This is a genomic window from Nonomuraea sp. NPDC003727, assembly GCF_053586935.1.
In genome coordinates, this window is sequence record NZ_JBSFNE010000016.1 from 124,879 (window position 1) to 143,883 (window position 19,005).

Here is a 19,005-nt window from a genome sequence, read left to right on the forward strand (position 1 = left end):
CTCGGTCCCCGGCCCCGGGCCGCCTTCCGCGCCGTCTCCTTGCTCGCCCTGCGGGGTCGGCACCACACCCGGCGCGGGCGGCAACCGGGAGTCCTCCGGCAGCGGCTCCTCGGCGAGGACGTCGAACGCAGCGCCGAACAGGCGGCCCGCCTGACCCGTTCTTCACACGCTCTTCACACCGGTCCCGGCCCTCCTCACACGGGCGTCACGCCCGCCGTTTCTGTCGGAGACGATCTCTATGGTTCCCACCCATGACGCAGGACATGGGAACCACCTCCACCGCCTGGGCCGAGATCCGCGACCTCATCGACGCGGGCAACGCGGACGCGCTCGTCCGGCGCCTGCTCGCGCTCGGCGGCGGCGAGCGCAAGCGGGTCGCCGGCGAGCTGCGCGGCCACATCGCGGTCATGCGCGCCCGCAGCGAGGCCAAGGACGAGGCGCGCTGGTCCAGCGACGTCTGGGACGACACGGTCGAGCCGTGGGAGAGGTGGCCCGACCTGGTGCGGCTGGCGGGGGCCGGCACGCTCAGCGCCGTCTCGGCGGTGGCGTCATGGCTGACCAGGCGCGACCTGACGCGCCGGCGCCCGCTCTCCGGCCGTGTGGTGTCGGCCGACCCGGCTCCCCTGCTCCGCCTGCTCGGCGAGCGGCCCGCCACGTGGCAGGCCGACCTCGCCGTACGGCTGGCGGCCGGGCTGAGCGGCCCGCAGGACGTCGCCGCCCCGCTCGCGCTGGCGCTGCTGCGGAACACGGGAGCGCCGCCGCCCGAGCACGATCCGCTGGTCGTCGCCTGGGTGTCGGAAGGGGTGCGGCCCCGGGTGGATCCGCTGTGGCCCGCGCTGCTGCCCCGGATGTTCGAGGCCGAAGGGGTCGGCAGGGTGCTGCGGCACGAGCGGATCGAACCGCTGTCGCCGTGGCTGCGCCGGCTGCGCAGACCCGACGACAGGCAGGTGCTGCTCGACGGGTGCGTGCGCCGCTTCCTGCGCGGCGGCACCGCCCAGGACCTGCGCTTCTTCGTCCGCCTGCACGAGCTGCTCGCCCCCGAGGAGGCGGAGGTGGCCGCGCGGGCCCGCGACTACCTGCGGCTGCTGCCCGCCGCGCCGGGGCCCGTCGCCGAGCTCGCGCTGCGTCACCTGCGGCGGCTGCCCCGGCACGAGCCCGGCCACGTGGCCGAGGCCGTCGAGGGGCTGGTGTTCAGGGCCGAGGCCGGTCTCGCCCGCACCGGCCTGACCTGGCTGGACCAGAGCGTACGGCAGGGCGCCGTCGAGCCGGACGAGATCGCCGCGGCGCTCGGCACCGCCTTCCACCACAGCTCCTACGAGGTGCAGGGCCGCGCCGCCCAGCTCGCGCTCAAACACGCCGGGCGGTTCGGGCCGCTGGGCGCCGAGCAGGTCAGACAGGCGCTCCCGGCCCTGCCGCCCGCGCTGGGCCACCGGGTGGCGGCGGGCTTCGGCGCACCGGCCGCCGCCGAGGAACCGGCCACCGGCTGACCGCGCCCGGAAAGGCGGGCGACGCCTTCGAAGACGCTGGCCGACGAAGGAGGGCGACGCCTCCGAAGAAGCGGCCGAAGTGCACCGTGGGAGGCCGGTGACGCCTCCGCGTAGACGGCCGACCGCGCCGTGGGAGACGGGCGACGCCTCACAGAAACGGCCGATCGCGCCCGGCGAGGCGAGCGAGGCCTTCGCATGGACGGCTGACGGCCCGTGGGAGGCCGGTGACGCCTGCGAAGAGACGGCTGGAGGCGCCGTGGGGCGGGTGGGTGACGCCTGTGAAGAGGGCCGGCGGCGCTACGGGAGGCGGGCGACAGCGCCGAGCAGGCCCGGCTTGTCGAAGTCGGCCGCGACGCCGGGCCGCGAGGGGCGCCAGGCGTCGATCGGCACCACACCGGGCTCCAACAGGTCGAGGCCCGTGAAGAGGGCGCCGACCTGCTCGGTCGTGCGGGGCGTGATGGATCCGGGGGTGGCCGAGCGGTACACCGACCGGCCGTTCCTGATCGTCTCGCCCGTCAGGTCGCCCGCGTAGCTGTGCGACAGCGCCAGATGGCTGCCGGAGACCAGCGGGGCGCGCAGCCGGGCGACGATCTCGGCCGCCTCCCTGTCGCCGGGGACGAAGTGGAGGATGGCGAACAGCAGCACGGCCACCGGGCGGCTGAAGTCGATGTGGGCGCGGACCCAGGGATCCTCGAGGATCGAGGCGGGATCGCGCAGGTCCGCCCGCACCACGATCGTCCGCGGGGTCTCGGCGAGCAGCGCCCTGGCGTGCACCAGCACGATCGGATCGTAGGCTGCCGGGTAGTGTGCACGTAGAACACGCTACCGGGAGGACAGACAGTGAGCCACGCCGCCGCGTTCGTCCGCGTCAGCACGGGAAGCCAGGACGAAGCCTCACAGATCAAAGTTATTAATGCCTACGCGCAAGAAAACGGCATTACGATCGTCAAGACGTTCACCCTGAAAGGCTACAGCGCGTCGAAAGGGATGCAAGAGCCCGCCCTTCGAGAGGCCATCGCGGATATTCAGCGTGGAGATTACGGCACGCTCATTGTCACGGAATCTGCCCGGCTCGACCGTCGCGAGGATCTCGACGCGCAAGCCGAAATCCTGCTTGCTATCCGTTCCGCTGGCGGAGACATCATCTCGATTGCGGAACCGACTTTCGGAAAGTCTGATTTCGCCGGGCGTATCGTCACTTTGGTGACACAGCATGCGAATGCCGAGAAATCGAAGACGGTTAAGCAGACGACTTACCGTGGCATGATAATGATTCGGGACAACAATGCACACCATGGCCCGCTACCGTCCTTCTGGGCGATCAAGGGAGACCGCTACTTCAAGCAAGCGTATTGCGCCAACCCGCAAGCCGTAATCGACATTTACGAGCGAGTAGGGAAAGGCGAATCTCTGTCCTCTGTCGGACGGGCCTACGAACTCTATCCGAACAGCGTGAAGAACGTGATCCGGTTCGCGGCGAATCACACAGGCATTATCGAATGCTCTTACACGCACGAGGGCGTCACGGAATCCTGGCCGCATAAGGTTACGCCCGTCGTAGACTCGGCCCTATGGTGGCAGGCTAACAAGGTGCTCGACGCGAACATGACCAAGGATCGCGCCAACAAGGGCGGACGCCCGGTAGCGCGCCCCGCCAACTGGCTTTCTGGCGTTCTCGATTGCCCTGAGTGCGGCGGGAAGCTCTATCTCAACGCTGGCCTGACGCCCGCAGGTAACGCCCGTACTCCGAAGCTGCGCTGTGGTGGCCACAATAAGCAGCGCCTTTCGTGTGGGGCATTCAAGGGATGCGAAGCTCAACCGATCGTTGATCTGATCGGCGCTATGTTCGCAAGCGACACAACCGAGATTCTCGCTTTCCAGCGAGTAGCGGGTAACGCTCACGAACTCGATGCGCTCAAGGCGTCGCTCAGCAAACTTCAGGCGCGGCTCAGCGTCACCGAAGATGATGATGAGCTAGACGCTATGGTTGCCGAACGCAAGGCAATCAAGGCGCGCATTGAAGGGTTCGCGATCGTGCCGGACTCTTATGACTATGCGCCCACCGGGCAGACAGTAGCCCAGATGTGGAATGACGGGGATGACACCGTCAAGCGGGGAATGGTCCGCGCGGTTAAGCAGACGTGGGGATTGTCTCTGGCGCATCATGATGAACGATGGGGACTTGCCATCGATGCGGTAGCCCCGAAAGGCGCAGAGGGCGCGGACGTTGTGGATCTGGGCAACGGTTTGTGCTTCCGGCGCTAGTCGGCCACAAGACGAAAGCGCTGCCGTAGGGAGAAATCCTAGGGCAGCGCTTTTGCTGTCTTCAGGTAGGGCTAGGTCGGGGTGTTGGGTTCGGGCAGGATAAGCACGATCCGTCCGGCTTCAATGTGATTGAGCACATCAGGAAGCCTAAAATTGTGCGGCGACAGGATCACTAGATTATGAGCGTCTTGATCGTGTGCCTTATAGGCGTTTACCTCTTCCGGTTCTGGTTCTCCAGCGAGGTCTGTTCTCGCTTGGCTTCACCTCCTTCCGCATGCAGGCGTCGGGCGTAGTTCCACACGCGTCGGCCGATGCGTAGGCGTAGACCAGTGCCATGGCAGTGCGGGCAGAAGCGCCAGCCACGGCCGATCCAGTAGCCGACGCGTCCTGTGCCGTCACACCGCCAGCAATCGCGGAACGGACGGGCGAAGCAGAGCATCATGTAACCGAGCGTGAGAACCGCCAGCGCAGCGATTGCGGCGGTAGCGGCTAACTCCTGAGGGTTCACAGCACCTTCCTGGCGTGGTTGTGGGTTGTTCGGGCTCTGGAGTGCTACCTGCTAACAGCCTGGTCATGGCATGCTTTGGGGTGCTAGAGGGGGTGCTTCCGGAAGCAGCCATGGCCGCTTCCGGAAGCAGTGCATTGGCTACCTCGTTCCGCCACGGTCTGTGATCGCTTGGGTAAGGCTGGACAGGTAGATGCCACGTCGCGTGTACTTCTTGCCGTCGATGCGTCGGCCGATGTCCGTGACCTTGACGCCATGCGGCTTGAGTGCGCTTGTGAGCTGTTCTGACTGCCATCCGCCGTAGACCGATGGCCGCAACTCGGCGAGCCGGGCGCACAGGACTTCATTCCACTCTCTGTCCTGGTCACCAGGCCATATCTCTGCCACGTCCGCCAGGAGGTCATAGGCGGGGGCGTCAGGTCTGGCCTGTGTCTCGGGGGCGGGCAGGGTGCCAGCCTTGACGCGTAGGTCAATGGCGTGGTTGACGATCTGCTTTGCTTGATCACCGTTGATCTCAAAGCTCAGGCATGCACCAGGCTTGCCCATGCCGACCAGGATTCCCCAACCAGCGTCCTCTACCGGCTCGAAGACGGTAGCTCGCCGGCCTGCCCGGTACATGCCGGAGCCCAAGATCATGTCGTTGGCGACGTGATCGGCCACTGACATGCACACCCGCGTGTTGATGTTGCGTGTGATGCCGGTGGGAAGGGAGTCCTTGTCAGGAATCTGGGTGTCCATTAGCAGGATCACGCCGAGCGCCCGACCCAGTTTGATCACCTTTTCAGCCAGGTCCCCCGCTTCACCGCCGAGGGTCTTGTGCTGGAACAGCTCTTGAGCCTCACTCAGGAAGACGACGAGTGGATGCAGGCCAGACCCTTTGCGCGAAGCGAGTTCGGGAGTGACCTTGTTCTCGGGAGCCTTCCCGAGCGCGTGGTAGTGGCTGATCTTGGCGGCACGCCGCTGGCACTCGCCGTAGAGCCACCTGATCAACGCGGCGGCACGAGCGATGACTTCATCTGTGCCGCCGTTGCCGTACTCGGTGCAGAGAGGTTCGATGACCGTGAAGTCGCCGACGCCTTTGAACTCGTAACCCCGTAGTTCGGCCCGAGGGTCGAGACTGGCAGCCAACACCAGGAGTCGGAGAAGGAACGTCTTGCCGCTACCTGGCTGACCGCCGATCAACCAGTTTCGGAAGATCAGCGATGCGTTGACGGTCTCCATGCGCGGCGTGGTGAAGATCGGGAATGGCTTGAACACATCCACGCTTCCGCCGCTCAGAAGCGGCCAGAGAGGCTGTGTCATCTTCGAGGCGGGTTGGTAGCCGACCCACAGCGCAAGTCGCCCTGGATGCTCGCTGGAGACCTCCTCAGGCCATACCTGGTCGAGCGGTAGCCGCATGGCAGAGGCGAGCCGTCCTCGGTGCGCCACAACGGCAGCCGCCTCTACCCCCCATGGAAGATCCACGATGGCGAGATGACCAGGTCCATGGCGATGGATCTCCTGTGGGAACGACAGCGCGTGTTGATCCTTCGCTACAGCCTGGTTGATCGCCCCGATGCCGATCCTGAGGAGTGCGTGGCGCACGAGTTCGGCTGTCAGCTTGCGATATCTAGGACCTTGGCTTACACGGTCGGTGATGGGCTTATCCGCTGGTCTGCCAGCACGAGCGAACACCACCACGGCGGCGGCAAGCAGGGCGTACCGCAACCAGCTCGGGAGCACCCCGAGCACTCCAGACCTGACCAGGATCGGCACGAGTGCCAGCGTCAGCAGACAAGCTGCGATCACGACAGACCAGCGCCACCGCGCCTGCCGTTCTCGCTGCTTGTCGAGCTTCAGCCAGGTCATCGGGTCGTTCCGGTCGGCGGCAGCCTGGCGCAACGCATAGTTGCCTTCTTCAGCACCGACCCAATGGACGAGTCGGCCGATGCTGGTGAAGAGTCCGACGAGTGCGTACGCGAGCGTCTTGGCTGCATACTTGGGCAGCCTCACAGCGTGATAGCCGATCACGTATCCGGCATCTTTGACCCACCAAGCCAGCATCGTGCGGATGCCTGACCAGCGCATCGCCCATGCCGGGAGGATGGGGGCGCGCCCCTGACCGGTGGAGGTCCGGTCAGGGGTCACGCCGTCGTCCGGAGGGTCAACGGGAGGTGCGTCTGCCGTCCGTTGCTCGTCGGGGACGGATTCTTGATCGAAGAACCCGTCGCCGTCGTCGTCCCTGATCTCGGGGTCGTTCTCCTCCGTTGGGCGCGTCACTGGGAGGCTCCCGCCCGCCCGTCGTACGTGGGTGCCGCGTTCTGTGCGGTCAGTTCGTCATGGAGGTACCACAGGGGGTCGGGTTCTCCCTCGCGATCAGCGGTGATCGTCGCCCGTGCAGCTGCGATCATGTCTGCGCGGCTCAGCCTCGTTTCCCTCAGTGCAGCGTGGAGACGCGTGATCTCGTCGCAGAGGTGGGGGATGGATGCCCATGCCATGAGCAAAGCGAGGCCGGACTTGGTGCGCCTGAGTTCAGTCATCAGGTGCGGATGTGTGCGCTCCAGGTCACCGGCGATGCGGTGCCATGCACGTGCCTCCTGAAAGTCGTCTGCCGTCTGGGTCTGTGCGTGTGACGTCGCAACCATCTCCTTGGTGGGGAGGGGCGGGCCGAATACCCGCCCCGTGGTGACGTTCGGTGTCCATGCGCCCCTGAGTCCCCAAGGGGGATGCCGCTCAGTGGTTCGCTCGTAAAACAAGATCAACTAGCCGCGCCGGCAATCCGCGGACCCTATCTGACCTGCGGAAACAGAATTTCGATCTACAGGGGCTCGACCAGTGGTCTAGAGGCGTCACGGCCAGCTCCCCTTCCTCGAACTAACGGATTGTCAGGTACCGAAGAGGACGTGGAAGATCGCTTGGAGCACTCGGCGGACCTCCGGGGCATATGCCGTCTGGGCCAGCAGGAAGCCGAAGAGCACCGACGCGAGAGCTTGCAGCGGGTTCAGCCGTCCATACCGGAGGCAGAGCAGGACGACCGCCCCCAGGATCACGACGAACGACACGCTGATGATCACGCGCTTTCACCTCCCCTCGCTCGGGGGGCGCTGGACTTGACCGCATGGCGCGCGTAGATCCCGAAGACAGCACGCGTCAGGGCGGTCGTGCGGGGGTGTGCGTGCGGTCTCGCACGCCCGTCCTCGCGCTTCATGGCGACAGTCGCGAAGCCGATCACCGTGAGGGCGGCGAGCCCAAGTAGGGCACCACCCCATATCGCGATCAGGAACATGTTCACCTCCTCGGAAGAGGAGGCTTGGGGGCGGTCCCTCTTGCCCGCGACGGCATCGCACGATCGGCGGCGTGAGGGGATTCCTTCAGGACGGCCACCGCCCGATAGCTCACGCGGCCTAGCTCGATTGCTGCGCGGAAGTGGCCGTTGGCATAGGTGGGTGGGCGACCGATGATCTTTGCGATGCGGATGATCTCGCTTCGCGCCTCGGTATCAGACCTTCCGAGTGCGGGAACCGCGATCACATCCGCGAACGTCGGAACGGGCAGGTGCGGATGCCGTTCCAGAAAGGTGGCGAGTTTTCGCAGGTCAGAGATGAACTCCGCTCTTGGATCTAACTCGCTTTCCGACACCTAATGATCACCTCCATGACTGTCCGGGCAGGTCCGGGCATGCGATGATGCATGTGGACACTGCACTTCGCCTACTTATTACAACAACCTGATAACTACACTGTGCCTATGATGGTTCCCCGAGGGAGGAAAGTGTGATGGCGGTCACACCCCCGCTCTATGCACAGGTCGCTGACCAGCTACGACGGCAGATCACGGAGGGAGAGCTAGAGCCGGGCGATCAGCTACCGACGGAGAAGGAGATACGCGCGACGTACGGCGTGTCTCAACCCGTAGCCCGAATGGCGATTGAACTACTCAGGTCCGAGGGGCTTGTTTACAGCCAGCAGGGCAAAGGGACCTTCGTTCAAAAACGCAAGGAATACGCACGCGAAACAGGAAATCGGTACAGCCGCGCCCACAAACCGAACCTCCAAGAATCAAAGGATGGCGGCTGGCAAGCACATGTCACCTCGCAATTCCGGCACGTTCAGGCAACAGAAGCAATCGCCACACGCTTGCAGATTGCGCCAGGCGACATGGTGACCGAGGTCGTTTACCACTGGTACGTCGAAGGCGAATGCGTAGAGATCAGTACACAGTGGGAACCCCTTGCACTTACACGCGGCACATCGGCCGAAGTACCGGCTGATGGACGCGTGAATGCACCAGACGTGATCACGCGGTTTGATGCCATCGGGATACACGTTGACGAAGTCGAGGAGCAAATTCGCGCAAGGATGCCAAACCCCGCCGAATTGATGGAAATGCGGCTGTCGCCAGGGGTGCCAGTCATTGATATTCAGCGGACCCATAGGGCTCATGTCCCTGTGGAGACAGCGAACATAGTCCTTCGCGCGGACAGGCACGTCATTAAAAACGTCCAGGTGGTTCCCATGTGAGCCACCGCGCCGGAGGTAGCCGATGAGTTCGCCAAGGAAGCCCTTCCCGATCTCCTCCATAGATCCAGCCGTAACAGCCTTGAAGCTGCAAGCTGAGCTTAAGGAATTCGGGGTCACGAGCGACATGAATGACGGCTACCGACTAGCTGTGGTGTCTGTCTACAGAGGACTCATAGTCTGGACCAACGGAATTCACTACTGGTGGTACGTCACCCAACCCAACGGCCAATACATGCGCTGCTGGCACCTAACCAGCGACCCCTATAACGCCGCCAAGCGAATCGTTAGACGCTACAACGATCTGCGCCGGCGCCACTCCGCGCCCAAAGAGGAGGAAGAGCGATGCACTATATCTTCACCGCTCTAGACTCCACCGATGGACTGTCACCCAAAGCCGTATATGACTGCCTTATCGCGGTCTACGGTTCATGGGAGAAAGCACTTAATACGACGGATGGGCGCGCGGTCATAGACAAATATCTCGGCCCTAGTTTTACGCCCTGAGACCGGTCCGGTGGTGGGGGGAGGTCTTCTCCTTTCCCCCTCTCCTCACCATCTGACCCTCCGGGAGTATCAGCCACGAGGGGAGTTACATGTCTAGAACGCGTATATGGTTCGGGTCCCGTTATGGCCGCTCCAGTCCCAAGCAAAACGCCGTGGTAGAGATTAGTCTCGTCGGTGACGACCTAGCCGAGATGGGGAAGCAGGCACTAACGGAGGCGCAGTCGTTCTTCGGCGTGAGCCGCCATGAGTTACGCATGACGGAAGGCTATGTGGAGCGCATTCAAGAAGCACCGCCCCTATGGTGGACTAAGCTGACAATTCAGCGCATCACTCTTCGAGTAGCCTTAGAGGAACGAATCATTCTCATTGCTAAACGTTCCGTTATCGCGCTAGAAATGCTCGCTTTCGAGCTAGCTCTTCACAGAGGCGATATAGATAGGCGTTGGCTTCTATGCTGGTTTGCAGCACCAAAGACACGCATGGCCAAGCTCATACTTCCTTGGCGCGTATCACGTGCTGATCTGGATTTCATCGCTGCCCTATTTGGGGTGGCCCCTCTGACTGACGCGGAACTGGCCGCCCTTCGCGGCCACTCCTGGCGTCAATAAGCCGCGCGGCGGCAAGCGTCCCTCTTTCAGGGTGAACCCCAAAGCGACTTGCCGCCGTGCGCAAAATCAGACGAGATTGTGAATCGGGCGCTCGGGCCCTCGGAACCCAAGCATTGCCTCTGTCATCCGCGCGGCGCCAACTGCGGCACGAACATCGTGCACACGAATGATTCGCGCACCGAGGCAAATGCAGATCGTGTTCGTGGCAATGGTTCCCGCAAGCCGCTCGTTCTGCGGAACGTCAAGAGTCTCGCCGATAAAGTCCTTATTGGACACGGCGACGAGCGTGGGGTATCCGATCTCGGTAATTTCCTTCAGTCGCCGAGTAAGCTCAAGCGAATGATGCGTGTTCTTGTTGAGATCGTGGCCCGGATCGATAATGATTTTGTCGGCGGAGATACCGGCATTGAGCGCGTATAGGGCACGCTGACGAAGGAAGTCTGCAACTTCCGTCACCACATCTGAATAGCTCGGACGGAATACGAGCTTATGCGGGCCTCCCAGACTATGAGCGATTACGACAGTGGCACCGGCTTCGGCGATGACCTCTGCCATACCAGGATCGCGGAGTCCGAACGTGTCGTTGATTACGTGTGCCCCAGCGTCCAGAACAGCCTTTGCCACTTCTGCGCGGTGGGTATCGACGGAGATAACGAGGTCTACCCTGTGTCTCCGTGCGGCGGCTACGACAGGCACAACTCTGTCGATCTCTTCACTTACGGAAACGTCGGGCTGGTCGGCGCGAAACGCTAGTCCCCCGATATCAACCCAATCGGCCCCTTCTTCGGCCACCTGATGCACAGCATCAATCGCCGCTTGCAGGTCGAATGTCTTTCCGTTGTCGTGGAAGCTGTTTGGGGTTCGATTCACGATTCCCATAACAGCCACTTGGCGGCTGAAATCAAAGGTCCGATTGCCGATCGTTCGCACCGGCTCGATGATTTCCGGGATGAAGATTCTCTTGTTTTCGTCACTCATGACGATTCACCGCTTCCGTCTGAAACTCGTGACCTGTCGGAGCAAGATGAAGAAGATGAGCGCCCCCACGAGGGTCAGAACCATCGCTAGTGCTTGTTCGCCGAAGGATGACGCACGGAAGGCCACTACCCCCGATCCTACCAGGAAGCCCACGAGGGTCACGAACAAGCCTAGGATTTCGACCACTTTCAATAGAGCTGCGCTCACGACCTTTTGCGCTGACTCTACTTCTTTGCTTAGCGCTTGAGAGGCTTCCTCTATGCGCTTTTCCGCTTGATCTAAAATTCTTTCGCCGATTTGAGTGGCGAGACTTTCGGCGTGGCGATGCATATCCATCATAGCTATGATCACCTCTCGCTCGCGGATATAGTCCTGATGGACGAAATTGTTGCCAGGGTCGAGAAGAGTTATTGCATGGTCAATCTCATTCAACGCTTCTTCGTATCTCTTGAGCTTGCGGAAGGCGAAGGCTCGACGGAAGAATACATTGCTATCCATCTCGCCCAGCGAAATCATGGTATCGGAGAGTTCTATCATCATCTCCGGCGCCTCGGGTATGTAGTGGGCGAACCATAGGCCAGCCAGGCTCACGTGCCGTGTCCGGTGATCAGCATTCTCTGAGCTGATGGCTCGCTTGTAGAGGGTGAGAGCGTGCGGGGATTGCAGGCCGAAATTCGCGAAAGCGGCGAAGCTTAGTATTAGCGCATCTCCATCGAATTCTTTCAGCCATGGGGTAGCCGCATCGCGTAGCGCATCGAACTTAAAGTCAAAGCGAAGGCGCTGCCCGACCACATATGCGCGAATGAGGCGGAATAGATGGGCGTGGCGTGAGAAACCCTCTGGGATGGGGGCGACGGCTGGAGGCACTTTCTCTCCGGATGCGCGACTAATCCATGCCAGATCGGTAGCCAAGGAGCGAATCTCTGGCGCGTCGAGCGTGAACCGAATGGCAGCTTGGGCTAGATCATCGACCCAGCCTTGAGACTCTTCCCCGATTTGGCTACTGACATATTGCTTGATCACGTCCAGTTGTTCGTATCGGGGCGTGTCGTCGTAGATGTCAGTAATCGCGTCGGCGTCTCTTGTCGAATTCTCTTCCGGCACCAGATTGTCCGCCATCTCCGTTATGCTCCTGCCTCTCGAACAATGATCGAGACCCACAGAACCATGTCAACGGACGCACTTGCAAGATCTGCTGGTCACGATCGCATGCCAGCCAAGCCGGACGGGCTGTGTCTGAACACGGTGACCTCCTGCTTAGACAATCTAGGGGTCGTGATGGGGGACCCATATCCAGCGAAGAGGGCATGGTGGGACCCATGGTGGATCTGAACCACATCATTGTGCCTAGCAGGGACAAAGAGGCATCGGCCGCGTTCCTGGCGGAGGTCCTTGGGCTTGAGGCGAAGTCGCAGTGGGGGCCGTTCGTGCCGCTCGACACCGGCAACGGGGTCACTCTCTACTTCATGGATGTGGAGGCTTTCCATCCCATCCATTGCTGTTTCCTTGTCAGTGAGTCTCAGTTCGACTCGATCATGGGGCGCATCAAGTCACAGTGTCTCGACTACTGGGCAGCTCCCGATCACGAGAAGCCTGGCGAGATCAACCATCTGTTCGGCGGGCGTGGGGTCTACTTCGATGATCCCAACGGACACAGCATGGAAGTCATCACTCAGCCCTACTCGTGATCGAGGATCGTGCGTACAACCCGGCTTGCAAGGATCGTTGTCGACGTAGACGATCCTGGAGTCGGGCGCGGCCTCCAGCGCGACCTCGTGGACGTTCTGCCTGGTCGGCAGCCCGGCGCCGATGTCGATGAACTGCCGCACACCCGCCGCGGCCAGCACGCGCACGACCCTGATGAGGAAGTCGCGGTTGTCGCGGGCGATCCGGGTGATGCTCGGCACGAGCTCGATGATCTTCTCGGCGGCTGCCCTGTCGGCGGGGAAGTTGTCCTTGCCGCCCAGGTAGTAGTCGTACATGCGAGCTACGCTCGGCGTGCTGGGATCGATCACCGCCGGCGGCTGTCCGTCGCGCTCCACGCCCTCGCCCTTCCTCTGTTGCTGAGGATCGTAACGGCACAGCAGCCCCGGAGAGATCGGCTTCAGGGACATTTCCTGATACCGGATGATCGGCCACGGGACTGATCGCGCGCTACCGGCCGAGCGTCCTGACCGCGGGCACCACCGGACAGCAGCTCACCGGCCCAGCGTCCCGACCGCGGGCACCACCGGACAGCAGCTCACCGGCCGAGCGTCCCGACCGCGGGCACCACCGGACAGCAGCTCACCGGCCGAGCGCGTCCAGCAGCGTGGTGAGCGTCGGCCCGAGCGGGGCGTCGAGCCGTACCCGGGCGTCCGCGTCGCCCCTCGTCGGGCCCTGGTTGATGATCGCGACGGGGACGGCGTGCTCGACGGCCCGCCGGACGAACCGGTAGCCGGACATCACGGTCAGCGAGGAGCCGAGGACCAGCAGCAGGCCCGCGCTCTCGGTCAGCTCGAAGCAGTCGGCGACGCGCGGTCGCGGCACGTTCTCGCCGAAGAAGATCACGTCCGGCTTGAGCACGCCGCCGCAGGCGGCACAGTCGACGATCGTGAACGAGTCGATGCTGTCGGCGGCGAGCACCGCGTCGCCGTCCGGGTTGATCGTGCCCGTCACGCCGTCGTCCCAGCCGGGGTTGGCAGCGCTCAGCCGTTGGTGAAGCCGCTCGCGCGGGGTGCGCTCGCCGCACGCCAGGCACCGCACGCGGTGGAGGCTGCCGTGCAACTCGACCACCTGGCTCGCCCCCGCGGCCTGGTGCAGGCCGTCGACGTTCTGCGTGATGATGCCGGTGACCAGCCCGCGGGCCTGCAGCGCGGCGACGGCGCGGTGACCCGCGTTGGAGGTCGCGTGGGCGATGTGCCGCCAGCCCACGTGGCTGCGGGCCCAGTAGCGCCGGCGGGCGGCGGCGCTGCCGACGAACGTCTGGTAGGTCATCGGCTCGGCCTTGCGCGTCCGTCCCGTCTCGCCGCGGTAGTCGGGGATGCCCGACTCCGTGGACAGTCCCGCTCCGCTCAGGATCACGACGCCGCCGTCGCCGACCAGTTCGACCAGTCTGTCGAAGGAGCGGAGCGCCGACCCGTTCTGCACCACCTGCGTCACGCCTCCATAGTGCCCCACGCCGAGGCGGGCTCCAGCCCCCATCGCCGTCCCGGCTCGGCAAGAGCGGGCCGTACCGGGCCGACGAGAGCGAGTCGGGCCGGGCCGGGGGGCGGACCGGACGGGCCGCCCTCGCAGGCGCGGGCCGGCGCCGTGCCGCGGCGGCACATGCTTCGTGAAAGCATTCCGGGCCGTCGGGCAAACAGGGGTGACCGCCGTTCCTGACCGGATGGAGACCAGTGCGTGAGCCAGACACCGATACCGACGGGACAGTCGGCATGAGCGTTTCAACCCATCTGCGGACCGACCTCGATCGCGTCTTCGACGCGCATTTCGCCGAGATCCACCGCTACATCGCCCGGAGGCTGTCCGTGGACGCCGCCGACGACCTGGCGGCCGAGGTCTTCCTCGTCGCCGTCCGAGGAGGGTACGACTCCTCGCGCGGCGAGGTCAGGCCCTGGCTGTACGGCATCGCCACCAACCTCATCGCCCGGCACCGCCGTACCGAGATCCGCAGGTGGAAGGCGCTCAGCCGGACAGCCGAACGCGAGGCGGAGGACCACGAGGACGCGACGCTGACCCGTGTCGCGGCCGGAGAGCTCACCGGCAGGCTCGCGGGGGCGCTTGCCGGCCTGAACCGCGGAGACAGGGACGTGGTGCTGCTGGTGGCGTTGGGCGGGCTGACCCATCTGGAGGTGGCCGCCGCGCTGGAGATCCCCTACGGCACCGTCGCGTCCCGGCTCAACCGGGCGCGCAAGCAGCTTCGCAAGGCACTGGGCGACGTCAACCCGCTGAAGGAGGCGCACGATGGATGAGGTCACGCTGCTCGCCCAGGCGATCCCGGACGTGCCGCAGCCCTCGGCCGAGACCGTGGCCAGGGCTCGGGCGCGGCTGGCCGCTCTCGATGACCCGGTTCGACGGCCCCGCCCGCTCCGGCGCTGGGCCTGGACGGCGGGCGCCGGCGTCGCCACCATCGCGGTCGTCACGGCGGTGATCATGCTGGTGTCGCACCTGGGCGGCGTTCCGGAGCCGGCACCGCAGCCCGCGGCCCCTCCAGCGTTCCAGCAGGCACCACGCGTCCACCAGGGCCTGCACCGTCTCGCGGGGGCGAGGATGCCGCAGTCGGCGACGAAGACGACGCTCCGGTTCCGTCCCACGAGCGAGAGGATCGCGATTGTGCTCTTCTGCCAGAAGCCTGGCTCGATCTTCTTCAGCAACGAGGGTGGGAGCAGCGCCGGCGGTACGTGTGGTCCGGACGGCGCGCCCAGCATGCTGGCGGACAAGGCGCACGAGCCGGGCTGGCTCGGCCGCGACCACGAGATCACCTTCTGGGTCTTCCCACCCGACGCGCCCGTGGCGCGGGGGCGCAAGGCCTGCCCGCCCCAGGGCTCGTGCGACGGCGCGTACGAGCTGTCCGGACCGGAGACGGCCGACCGGCTGGCCGCCGAGCTGGGCAGCCGTCCCGGGGCCTGGTCGGTGGCGGCGTACGACGTCCAGGCCGCGCGGCCGCTCCATGACATCGCCGATCGCGTGGAGAAGCTCCCGGCACGGACGGGCGCCTACTGGCGGCGCACCCTGACCAACGGATCGTTGATCAGGGTGGGCGCGCCGGGGGCCGTCTACAGGCTCAAGGAGGAGGCGAGGTTCGACTGGTGGCAGCCGCGTGACCCCACCGGGCCGCTCATGACGGAGTCACGGCGGCTGTTCACGCGCCCGGCCACCGCGGCCGACGAGAAGGCCTGGCGGGCGGCCGGTTCGCCGGCGGAGGTCGAGCAGGCGTGCATGGGCGGAACCCCCGGCGAGGACTGCGTCCGGCTGAAGCTCAGCTCCGAGCCGTCCGCCTGCGAGTACACCCTCGGGGTCGGCGCGAAGGGCCTGCTGCCCGACCGGCGGTTCGCCGGGCTCACCATCGCGGAGGTGGAGCGCCTCCCGGCCGACCCGGCACGGCTGCGTGATCGCCTGCGGACGCTCCACGACCGCAGGACCGGTAGGTCCTTCGAGGACGCGCTGCCCATGGCGGCCTCCCTGCTGAACCTTCCGCTCAAGCCAGGCACCAGAGCGGCGCTGCTTCACCTTCTGGCCGATCTGCCGACCACCCGGGTGCGGGGACAGGCCACCGACCCGCTGGGACGCCCCGGGATCAGGGTCTCCTTCTGGGACGGCAAGGGCATGTCCTATCCGGGAGGTGAGGAGGTGCCGACCGAGTTCCAGCAGATCCTCGACCCGGAGACCGGCCGGATCCTCGCGGAGGTGACGGTCCTGCTGGAGGCTCGCGAAGGACTGCCGAAGGGAACGGTGCTGCACTACACGGCGCATGCCCCCGGCGACGGGTGGACCGACGAGCGGCCCGAGGAACCGGCGGACTGCGCCAAGAAGCGGAGGTGACCGGGGGGACCTCCCGGCGCGGCGTCGTCGGAGAGGGCTCGCATCGGCGTCTCGGCAAACCACGCAAGGACGGGCCCATGTTCGACCCCCTATCGATCTCAGCGACCTGCCCGGCCGGCAGTAACGGCACCAGCCGTGCCCACTCGACGTTCGTCAGATCGCCACGACCCATATGCCAACAGTGACAAGACCAGCGCTCACCGTCAGGAGATCTAAGAAGCAGCTTCAAGGCCGTGTATCGAAAGTGGATCAATAGGGTTGGGCCGTGATGGGTGTCGCGCGAGGGCTGAGGAGGTCGCCATGTTGTTCGGGTCGCGGACCGGATTCGGTTTGGAGTTCCACGTCGAACAGGACCCGGGGCTGCTGTGCGTCGACGTCTTCGTCGGAGGGCTCCATGTGAACACGTGGGACAACGCGTTCTATCCGCCACTACTGGTCAAGAAGCTCCAGGACGAGCTCAGCCGCTTTCGCACGCCGACTGCGCCGCCGGTGGGGTTCACCTCGCCGTCTGAGTCCTTCCGCATTGCCGAGAGCTGGATGTACGACGGCGCCAGTACCGGGGCCTCACCTGGGGCCGAGGCGGCACTCGCACGGTGTGTGTTCCTGGAGTGGGGTGAGTGCACCGACGAGGTGACAGCGTTCGCGTTCCCTGACGGGGACCGGGTGCACCTCGCCTGTCGGGTACGCGATGGAGGTGGTCCCGCGTGGGGCACCGAGGCCCGGCGTGAGCAAACGGTGGTGTCGGTGAGCCGGACGTTGCTCGTCGAGACGCTGCAGGGCGGCCTCGTCATCGCCGAACGCGAGTGGTCTGCCCGGCTCGCCGCCATCAAGGCCCGCAGTGACACATGTGACGGTGATGACGTGTCCAGCGTGCGTTCTCCGTAGTACTTCAGCCGTAGATCGTGATCATGTTAGGGCCGCCGTCGGCCGGTTGTAGTGGGTTGCTCGGGAGCGGTCCTGGTGGGAGTGGCTGTGCCGCCGCTTGTCAGGGCGGCCGGAGTCTGTTGGGAGGGGTGCAGGGTGGCGGGGTCGGTTTCGAGGCTGGCGGCGGCAACGCCGGACGATGTGATGCGGGCGCGGGCCGAGACGGCGATGAGCCTTCCAGCTCCGCTGGTGGCACTGTGGAGCGTGAGGAACGGCCTCCACACAGAGTCCGGTGTCGCGGTGTACTCGGCAGGGGACATGGGTGAACGCAACGCCACTTACGAAGTCGCGCAGTATGCACCAGGATTCCTCCTCGTCGGCGATGACAGTGGTGGCCGCGGATTCCTCCTGCGTGCCGATGACCCGGACTCGGCCGTGTTCTCCTCGGGTCTGGGCGATCTGGAGCCTGCGGACTTCGACGTCGTGTCCGCGGACTTCGCGTCCTGGATCGAATCGCTTGGTCCTGCCCCTTCCTGCTGACAAAGGGGTTGATCGACGGCATACGGTTCCGGGTCCGCACCGGCATCCCGTGGCGGGACATGCCTGAGGAGTATGGGCCGTGGGGTCGGGTGTACGACTTGTTCCGGCGCCGGCAGCGGGACGGCACCTTGGCATCGCATTTTCGAGCAGCTTCAGGCCGTGCAGACGCTCAGGATCTGATCACCTGGACAAGGCCGACCAGGCCCGCAACCGCAAGAAACTCGGATCCAGGGGCGGTCGTCCGCCGAAGTTCGATCCGGAGGATTACAAGGCTCGGCAGGCGGTGGAGTGCGGCATCAACCGCCTCAAAAAGCACCGTGCCGTGGCCACCAGATACGACAAGCTCGCGGTCCGCTAGGGCGACCGTCCTCGTAGCGGCCATCAACGAGTGGCTGTGACCGGCACATTCGCTTCGGCCGAGGGCGGGGAAAAGGCTTCGCGATGCGAGTGCACCGGATGGCAGGGTGCAACGCATGGCACCCCAGTACCAGATTCGCGCAGACTACGATGCTGACACGATCGTGGTCTACCAGGCATACGCGCCTGCCATAGCCGACGCAGCACTACGAGCGGGCCGCTTCGTCGCGCCGTTCTCATTCCACAGGATGACATGGATCAAGCCCTCATTCCTGTGGCTCATGCATCGCAGCAACTGGGCCCGCAAACCCGGTCAAGAGCGCGTTCTCGCCGTGCGGATGACCCGGCAGGGCTGGGAGGACGCTCTGTCCCAGGCCGTGCTCACGACCGCGGATCCGGCAGCTGTGACCCAGGCAGCCGTACATGTCCAGTGGGACCCGGAACGCTCGTTGCGCGGAGCGGCACTGAACCACTACAGCATCCAGGTCGGCATCGGCCGCAATCTGATCCGCACATTCACCGACAACTGGATCGTCAGCCTCACCGACCTCACCCCCCAGGTCCGCAAGGCCGCGGTATTGGCACAAACCGGGCACGCTGCCAAAGCCCAGCGGCTGTTCCCCGCAGAGCGGGTGTATCCACTGCCACGGCCGCTGGAAAGCCGCCTTTCCCCGGGTAGGTGACGGCCGACTGGCGAGGGACAAGTTGCCCGCGCCTGAGACACTACGAGTCCTTTCGCAACAGGCCTTAGCTTGCGAAATGCCACAGATGCCGGCCGGCGGGACCAGCCTTGCCGACAGTCCAGGACGCCGCCGCCCCGGCCCCCGCCTGCCGGCCGCCCTCCGCCTGACCCACCCGTGCCCGACACCACCCCG

Annotated in this window: 16 protein-coding genes and 1 pseudogene; 9 read left to right on the forward strand and 8 right to left on the reverse strand. The window is 64.8% G+C overall.

Features of this window, described 5'->3' with window-relative positions; all coding sequences use genetic code 11:
- Window positions 1-251 precede the first annotated feature (251 nt).
- Window positions 252-1,487 carry a hypothetical protein gene (locus tag ACWDLG_RS34520; protein ID WP_449928229.1) on the forward strand — a complete coding sequence of 412 codons (1,236 nt, stop codon included), beginning with the start codon at window positions 252-254 and terminating at the stop codon, window positions 1,485-1,487.
- A 297-nt stretch (window positions 1,488-1,784) separates the two neighbouring features.
- On the opposite strand, the gene ACWDLG_RS34525 is transcribed toward ACWDLG_RS34520, so the two are convergent.
- Window positions 1,785-2,267 carry an SAM-dependent methyltransferase gene (locus tag ACWDLG_RS34525; RefSeq protein WP_449928231.1) on the reverse strand — a complete coding sequence of 161 codons (483 nt, stop codon included), beginning with the start codon at window positions 2,265-2,267 and terminating at the stop codon, window positions 1,785-1,787.
- Between the two features lie 60 nt (window positions 2,268-2,327).
- Here ACWDLG_RS34525 and ACWDLG_RS34530 point away from each other — a divergent pair, with 60 nt between their 5' ends.
- On the forward strand, window positions 2,328-3,752 hold the full coding sequence (locus tag ACWDLG_RS34530) for a recombinase family protein (protein ID WP_449928233.1): 1,425 nt from the start codon (window positions 2,328-2,330) through the stop codon (window positions 3,750-3,752).
- A gap of 646 nt (window positions 3,753-4,398) precedes the next feature.
- Here ACWDLG_RS34530 and ACWDLG_RS34535 read toward each other — a convergent pair.
- The 3 genes from ACWDLG_RS34535 to ACWDLG_RS34545 all read right to left on the reverse strand — a co-directional run bounded on the left by ACWDLG_RS34535 (window position 4,399) and on the right by ACWDLG_RS34545 (window position 7,875).
- A complete protein-coding gene (locus ACWDLG_RS34535) occupies window positions 4,399-6,516 on the reverse strand; it encodes a hypothetical protein (RefSeq protein ID WP_449928235.1) in 2,118 nt (705 codons plus the stop codon).
- Window positions 6,517-7,121: 605 nt separating this feature from the next.
- Complete coding sequence (locus ACWDLG_RS34540) at window positions 7,122-7,310, reverse strand: hypothetical protein (RefSeq protein ID WP_449928237.1); 189 nt, start codon at window positions 7,308-7,310, stop codon at window positions 7,122-7,124.
- A 214-nt stretch (window positions 7,311-7,524) separates the two neighbouring features.
- Entirely contained in the window at window positions 7,525-7,875 is a 351-nt protein-coding gene (locus ACWDLG_RS34545; protein ID WP_449928239.1) for a hypothetical protein, read from the reverse strand.
- Between the two features lie 137 nt (window positions 7,876-8,012).
- Here ACWDLG_RS34545 and ACWDLG_RS34550 point away from each other — a divergent pair, with 137 nt between their 5' ends.
- Window positions 8,013-8,756 carry a GntR family transcriptional regulator gene (locus tag ACWDLG_RS34550; protein ID WP_449928298.1) on the forward strand — a complete coding sequence of 248 codons (744 nt, stop codon included), beginning with the start codon at window positions 8,013-8,015 and terminating at the stop codon, window positions 8,754-8,756.
- A gap of 1,178 nt (window positions 8,757-9,934) precedes the next feature.
- Here the strand turns inward: ACWDLG_RS34550 and folP are convergent.
- The 4 genes from folP to ACWDLG_RS34570 all read right to left on the reverse strand — a co-directional run bounded on the left by folP (window position 9,935) and on the right by ACWDLG_RS34570 (window position 13,987).
- A complete protein-coding gene (gene folP / locus ACWDLG_RS34555) occupies window positions 9,935-10,846 on the reverse strand; it encodes a dihydropteroate synthase (protein ID WP_449928241.1) in 912 nt (303 codons plus the stop codon).
- Between the two features lie 6 nt (window positions 10,847-10,852).
- Complete coding sequence (locus ACWDLG_RS34560) at window positions 10,853-11,965, reverse strand: hypothetical protein (RefSeq protein WP_449928243.1); 1,113 nt, start codon at window positions 11,963-11,965, stop codon at window positions 10,853-10,855.
- Between the two features lie 431 nt (window positions 11,966-12,396).
- On the reverse strand, window positions 12,397-12,960 hold the full coding sequence (locus tag ACWDLG_RS34565) for an SAM-dependent methyltransferase (protein WP_449928245.1): 564 nt from the start codon (window positions 12,958-12,960) through the stop codon (window positions 12,397-12,399).
- 172 nt (window positions 12,961-13,132) lie between these two features.
- Window positions 13,133-13,987, reverse strand: a complete 855-nt coding sequence (locus ACWDLG_RS34570; RefSeq protein WP_449928247.1) for an NAD-dependent protein deacetylase — start codon at window positions 13,985-13,987, stop codon at window positions 13,133-13,135.
- 275 nt (window positions 13,988-14,262) lie between these two features.
- On the opposite strand from ACWDLG_RS34570, the gene ACWDLG_RS34575 reads away from it, so the two are divergent.
- The 6 genes and pseudogenes from ACWDLG_RS34575 (at window position 14,263) to ACWDLG_RS34600 (ending at window position 18,813) form a co-directional block, all read left to right on the forward strand.
- Complete coding sequence (locus tag ACWDLG_RS34575) at window positions 14,263-14,799, forward strand: RNA polymerase sigma factor (RefSeq protein ID WP_449928249.1); 537 nt, start codon at window positions 14,263-14,265, stop codon at window positions 14,797-14,799.
- The gene (locus ACWDLG_RS34580; RefSeq protein ID WP_449928251.1) at window positions 14,792-16,369 is read left to right on the forward strand and encodes a hypothetical protein; all 1,578 of its coding nucleotides are present in this window, start codon (window positions 14,792-14,794) and stop codon (window positions 16,367-16,369) included. The genes ACWDLG_RS34575 and ACWDLG_RS34580 overlap by 8 nt, the downstream gene beginning before the upstream one ends.
- Window positions 16,370-16,669: 300 nt before the next feature.
- Window positions 16,670-17,254, forward strand: coding sequence for a hypothetical protein (locus ACWDLG_RS34585; protein ID WP_449928253.1), 585 nt, complete (start codon window positions 16,670-16,672; stop codon window positions 17,252-17,254).
- A 297-nt stretch (window positions 17,255-17,551) separates the two neighbouring features.
- Complete coding sequence (locus ACWDLG_RS34590; RefSeq protein WP_449928255.1) at window positions 17,552-17,773, forward strand: hypothetical protein; 222 nt, start codon at window positions 17,552-17,554, stop codon at window positions 17,771-17,773.
- Window positions 17,774-17,781: 8 nt separating this feature from the next.
- Window positions 17,782-17,895 (forward strand): annotated as a pseudogene (locus ACWDLG_RS34595) (transposase); the annotation flags it as partial.
- A gap of 351 nt (window positions 17,896-18,246) precedes the next feature.
- Window positions 18,247-18,813, forward strand: a complete 567-nt coding sequence (locus ACWDLG_RS34600; protein WP_449928257.1) for a DUF4291 domain-containing protein — start codon at window positions 18,247-18,249, stop codon at window positions 18,811-18,813.
- Window positions 18,814-19,005 lie beyond the last annotated feature (192 nt).

What these genes read in the sequence shown, in the direction of transcription:
- ACWDLG_RS34520 (WP_449928229.1), top strand. Translation starts at nt 252, where the DNA reads ATGACGCAGGACATGGGAACCACCTCCACCGCCTGGGCCGAGATCCGC.
- ACWDLG_RS34550 (WP_449928298.1), top strand. Translation starts at nt 8,013, where the DNA reads ATGGCGGTCACACCCCCGCTCTATGCACAGGTCGCTGACCAGCTACGA.
- folP (WP_449928241.1), bottom strand. Translation starts at nt 10,846, where the DNA reads ATGAGTGACGAAAACAAGAGAATCTTCATCCCGGAAATCATCGAGCCG.
- ACWDLG_RS34560 (WP_449928243.1), bottom strand. Translation starts at nt 11,965, where the DNA reads ATGGCGGACAATCTGGTGCCGGAAGAGAATTCGACAAGAGACGCCGAC.
- ACWDLG_RS34565 (WP_449928245.1), bottom strand. Translation starts at nt 12,960, where the DNA reads ATGTCCCTGAAGCCGATCTCTCCGGGGCTGCTGTGCCGTTACGATCCT.
- ACWDLG_RS34575 (WP_449928249.1), top strand. Translation starts at nt 14,263, where the DNA reads ATGAGCGTTTCAACCCATCTGCGGACCGACCTCGATCGCGTCTTCGAC.
- ACWDLG_RS34580 (WP_449928251.1), top strand. Translation starts at nt 14,792, where the DNA reads ATGGATGAGGTCACGCTGCTCGCCCAGGCGATCCCGGACGTGCCGCAG.
- ACWDLG_RS34585 (WP_449928253.1), top strand. Translation starts at nt 16,670, where the DNA reads ATGTTGTTCGGGTCGCGGACCGGATTCGGTTTGGAGTTCCACGTCGAA.
- ACWDLG_RS34590 (WP_449928255.1), top strand. Translation starts at nt 17,552, where the DNA reads ATGGGTGAACGCAACGCCACTTACGAAGTCGCGCAGTATGCACCAGGA.
- ACWDLG_RS34600 (WP_449928257.1), top strand. Translation starts at nt 18,247, where the DNA reads ATGGCACCCCAGTACCAGATTCGCGCAGACTACGATGCTGACACGATC.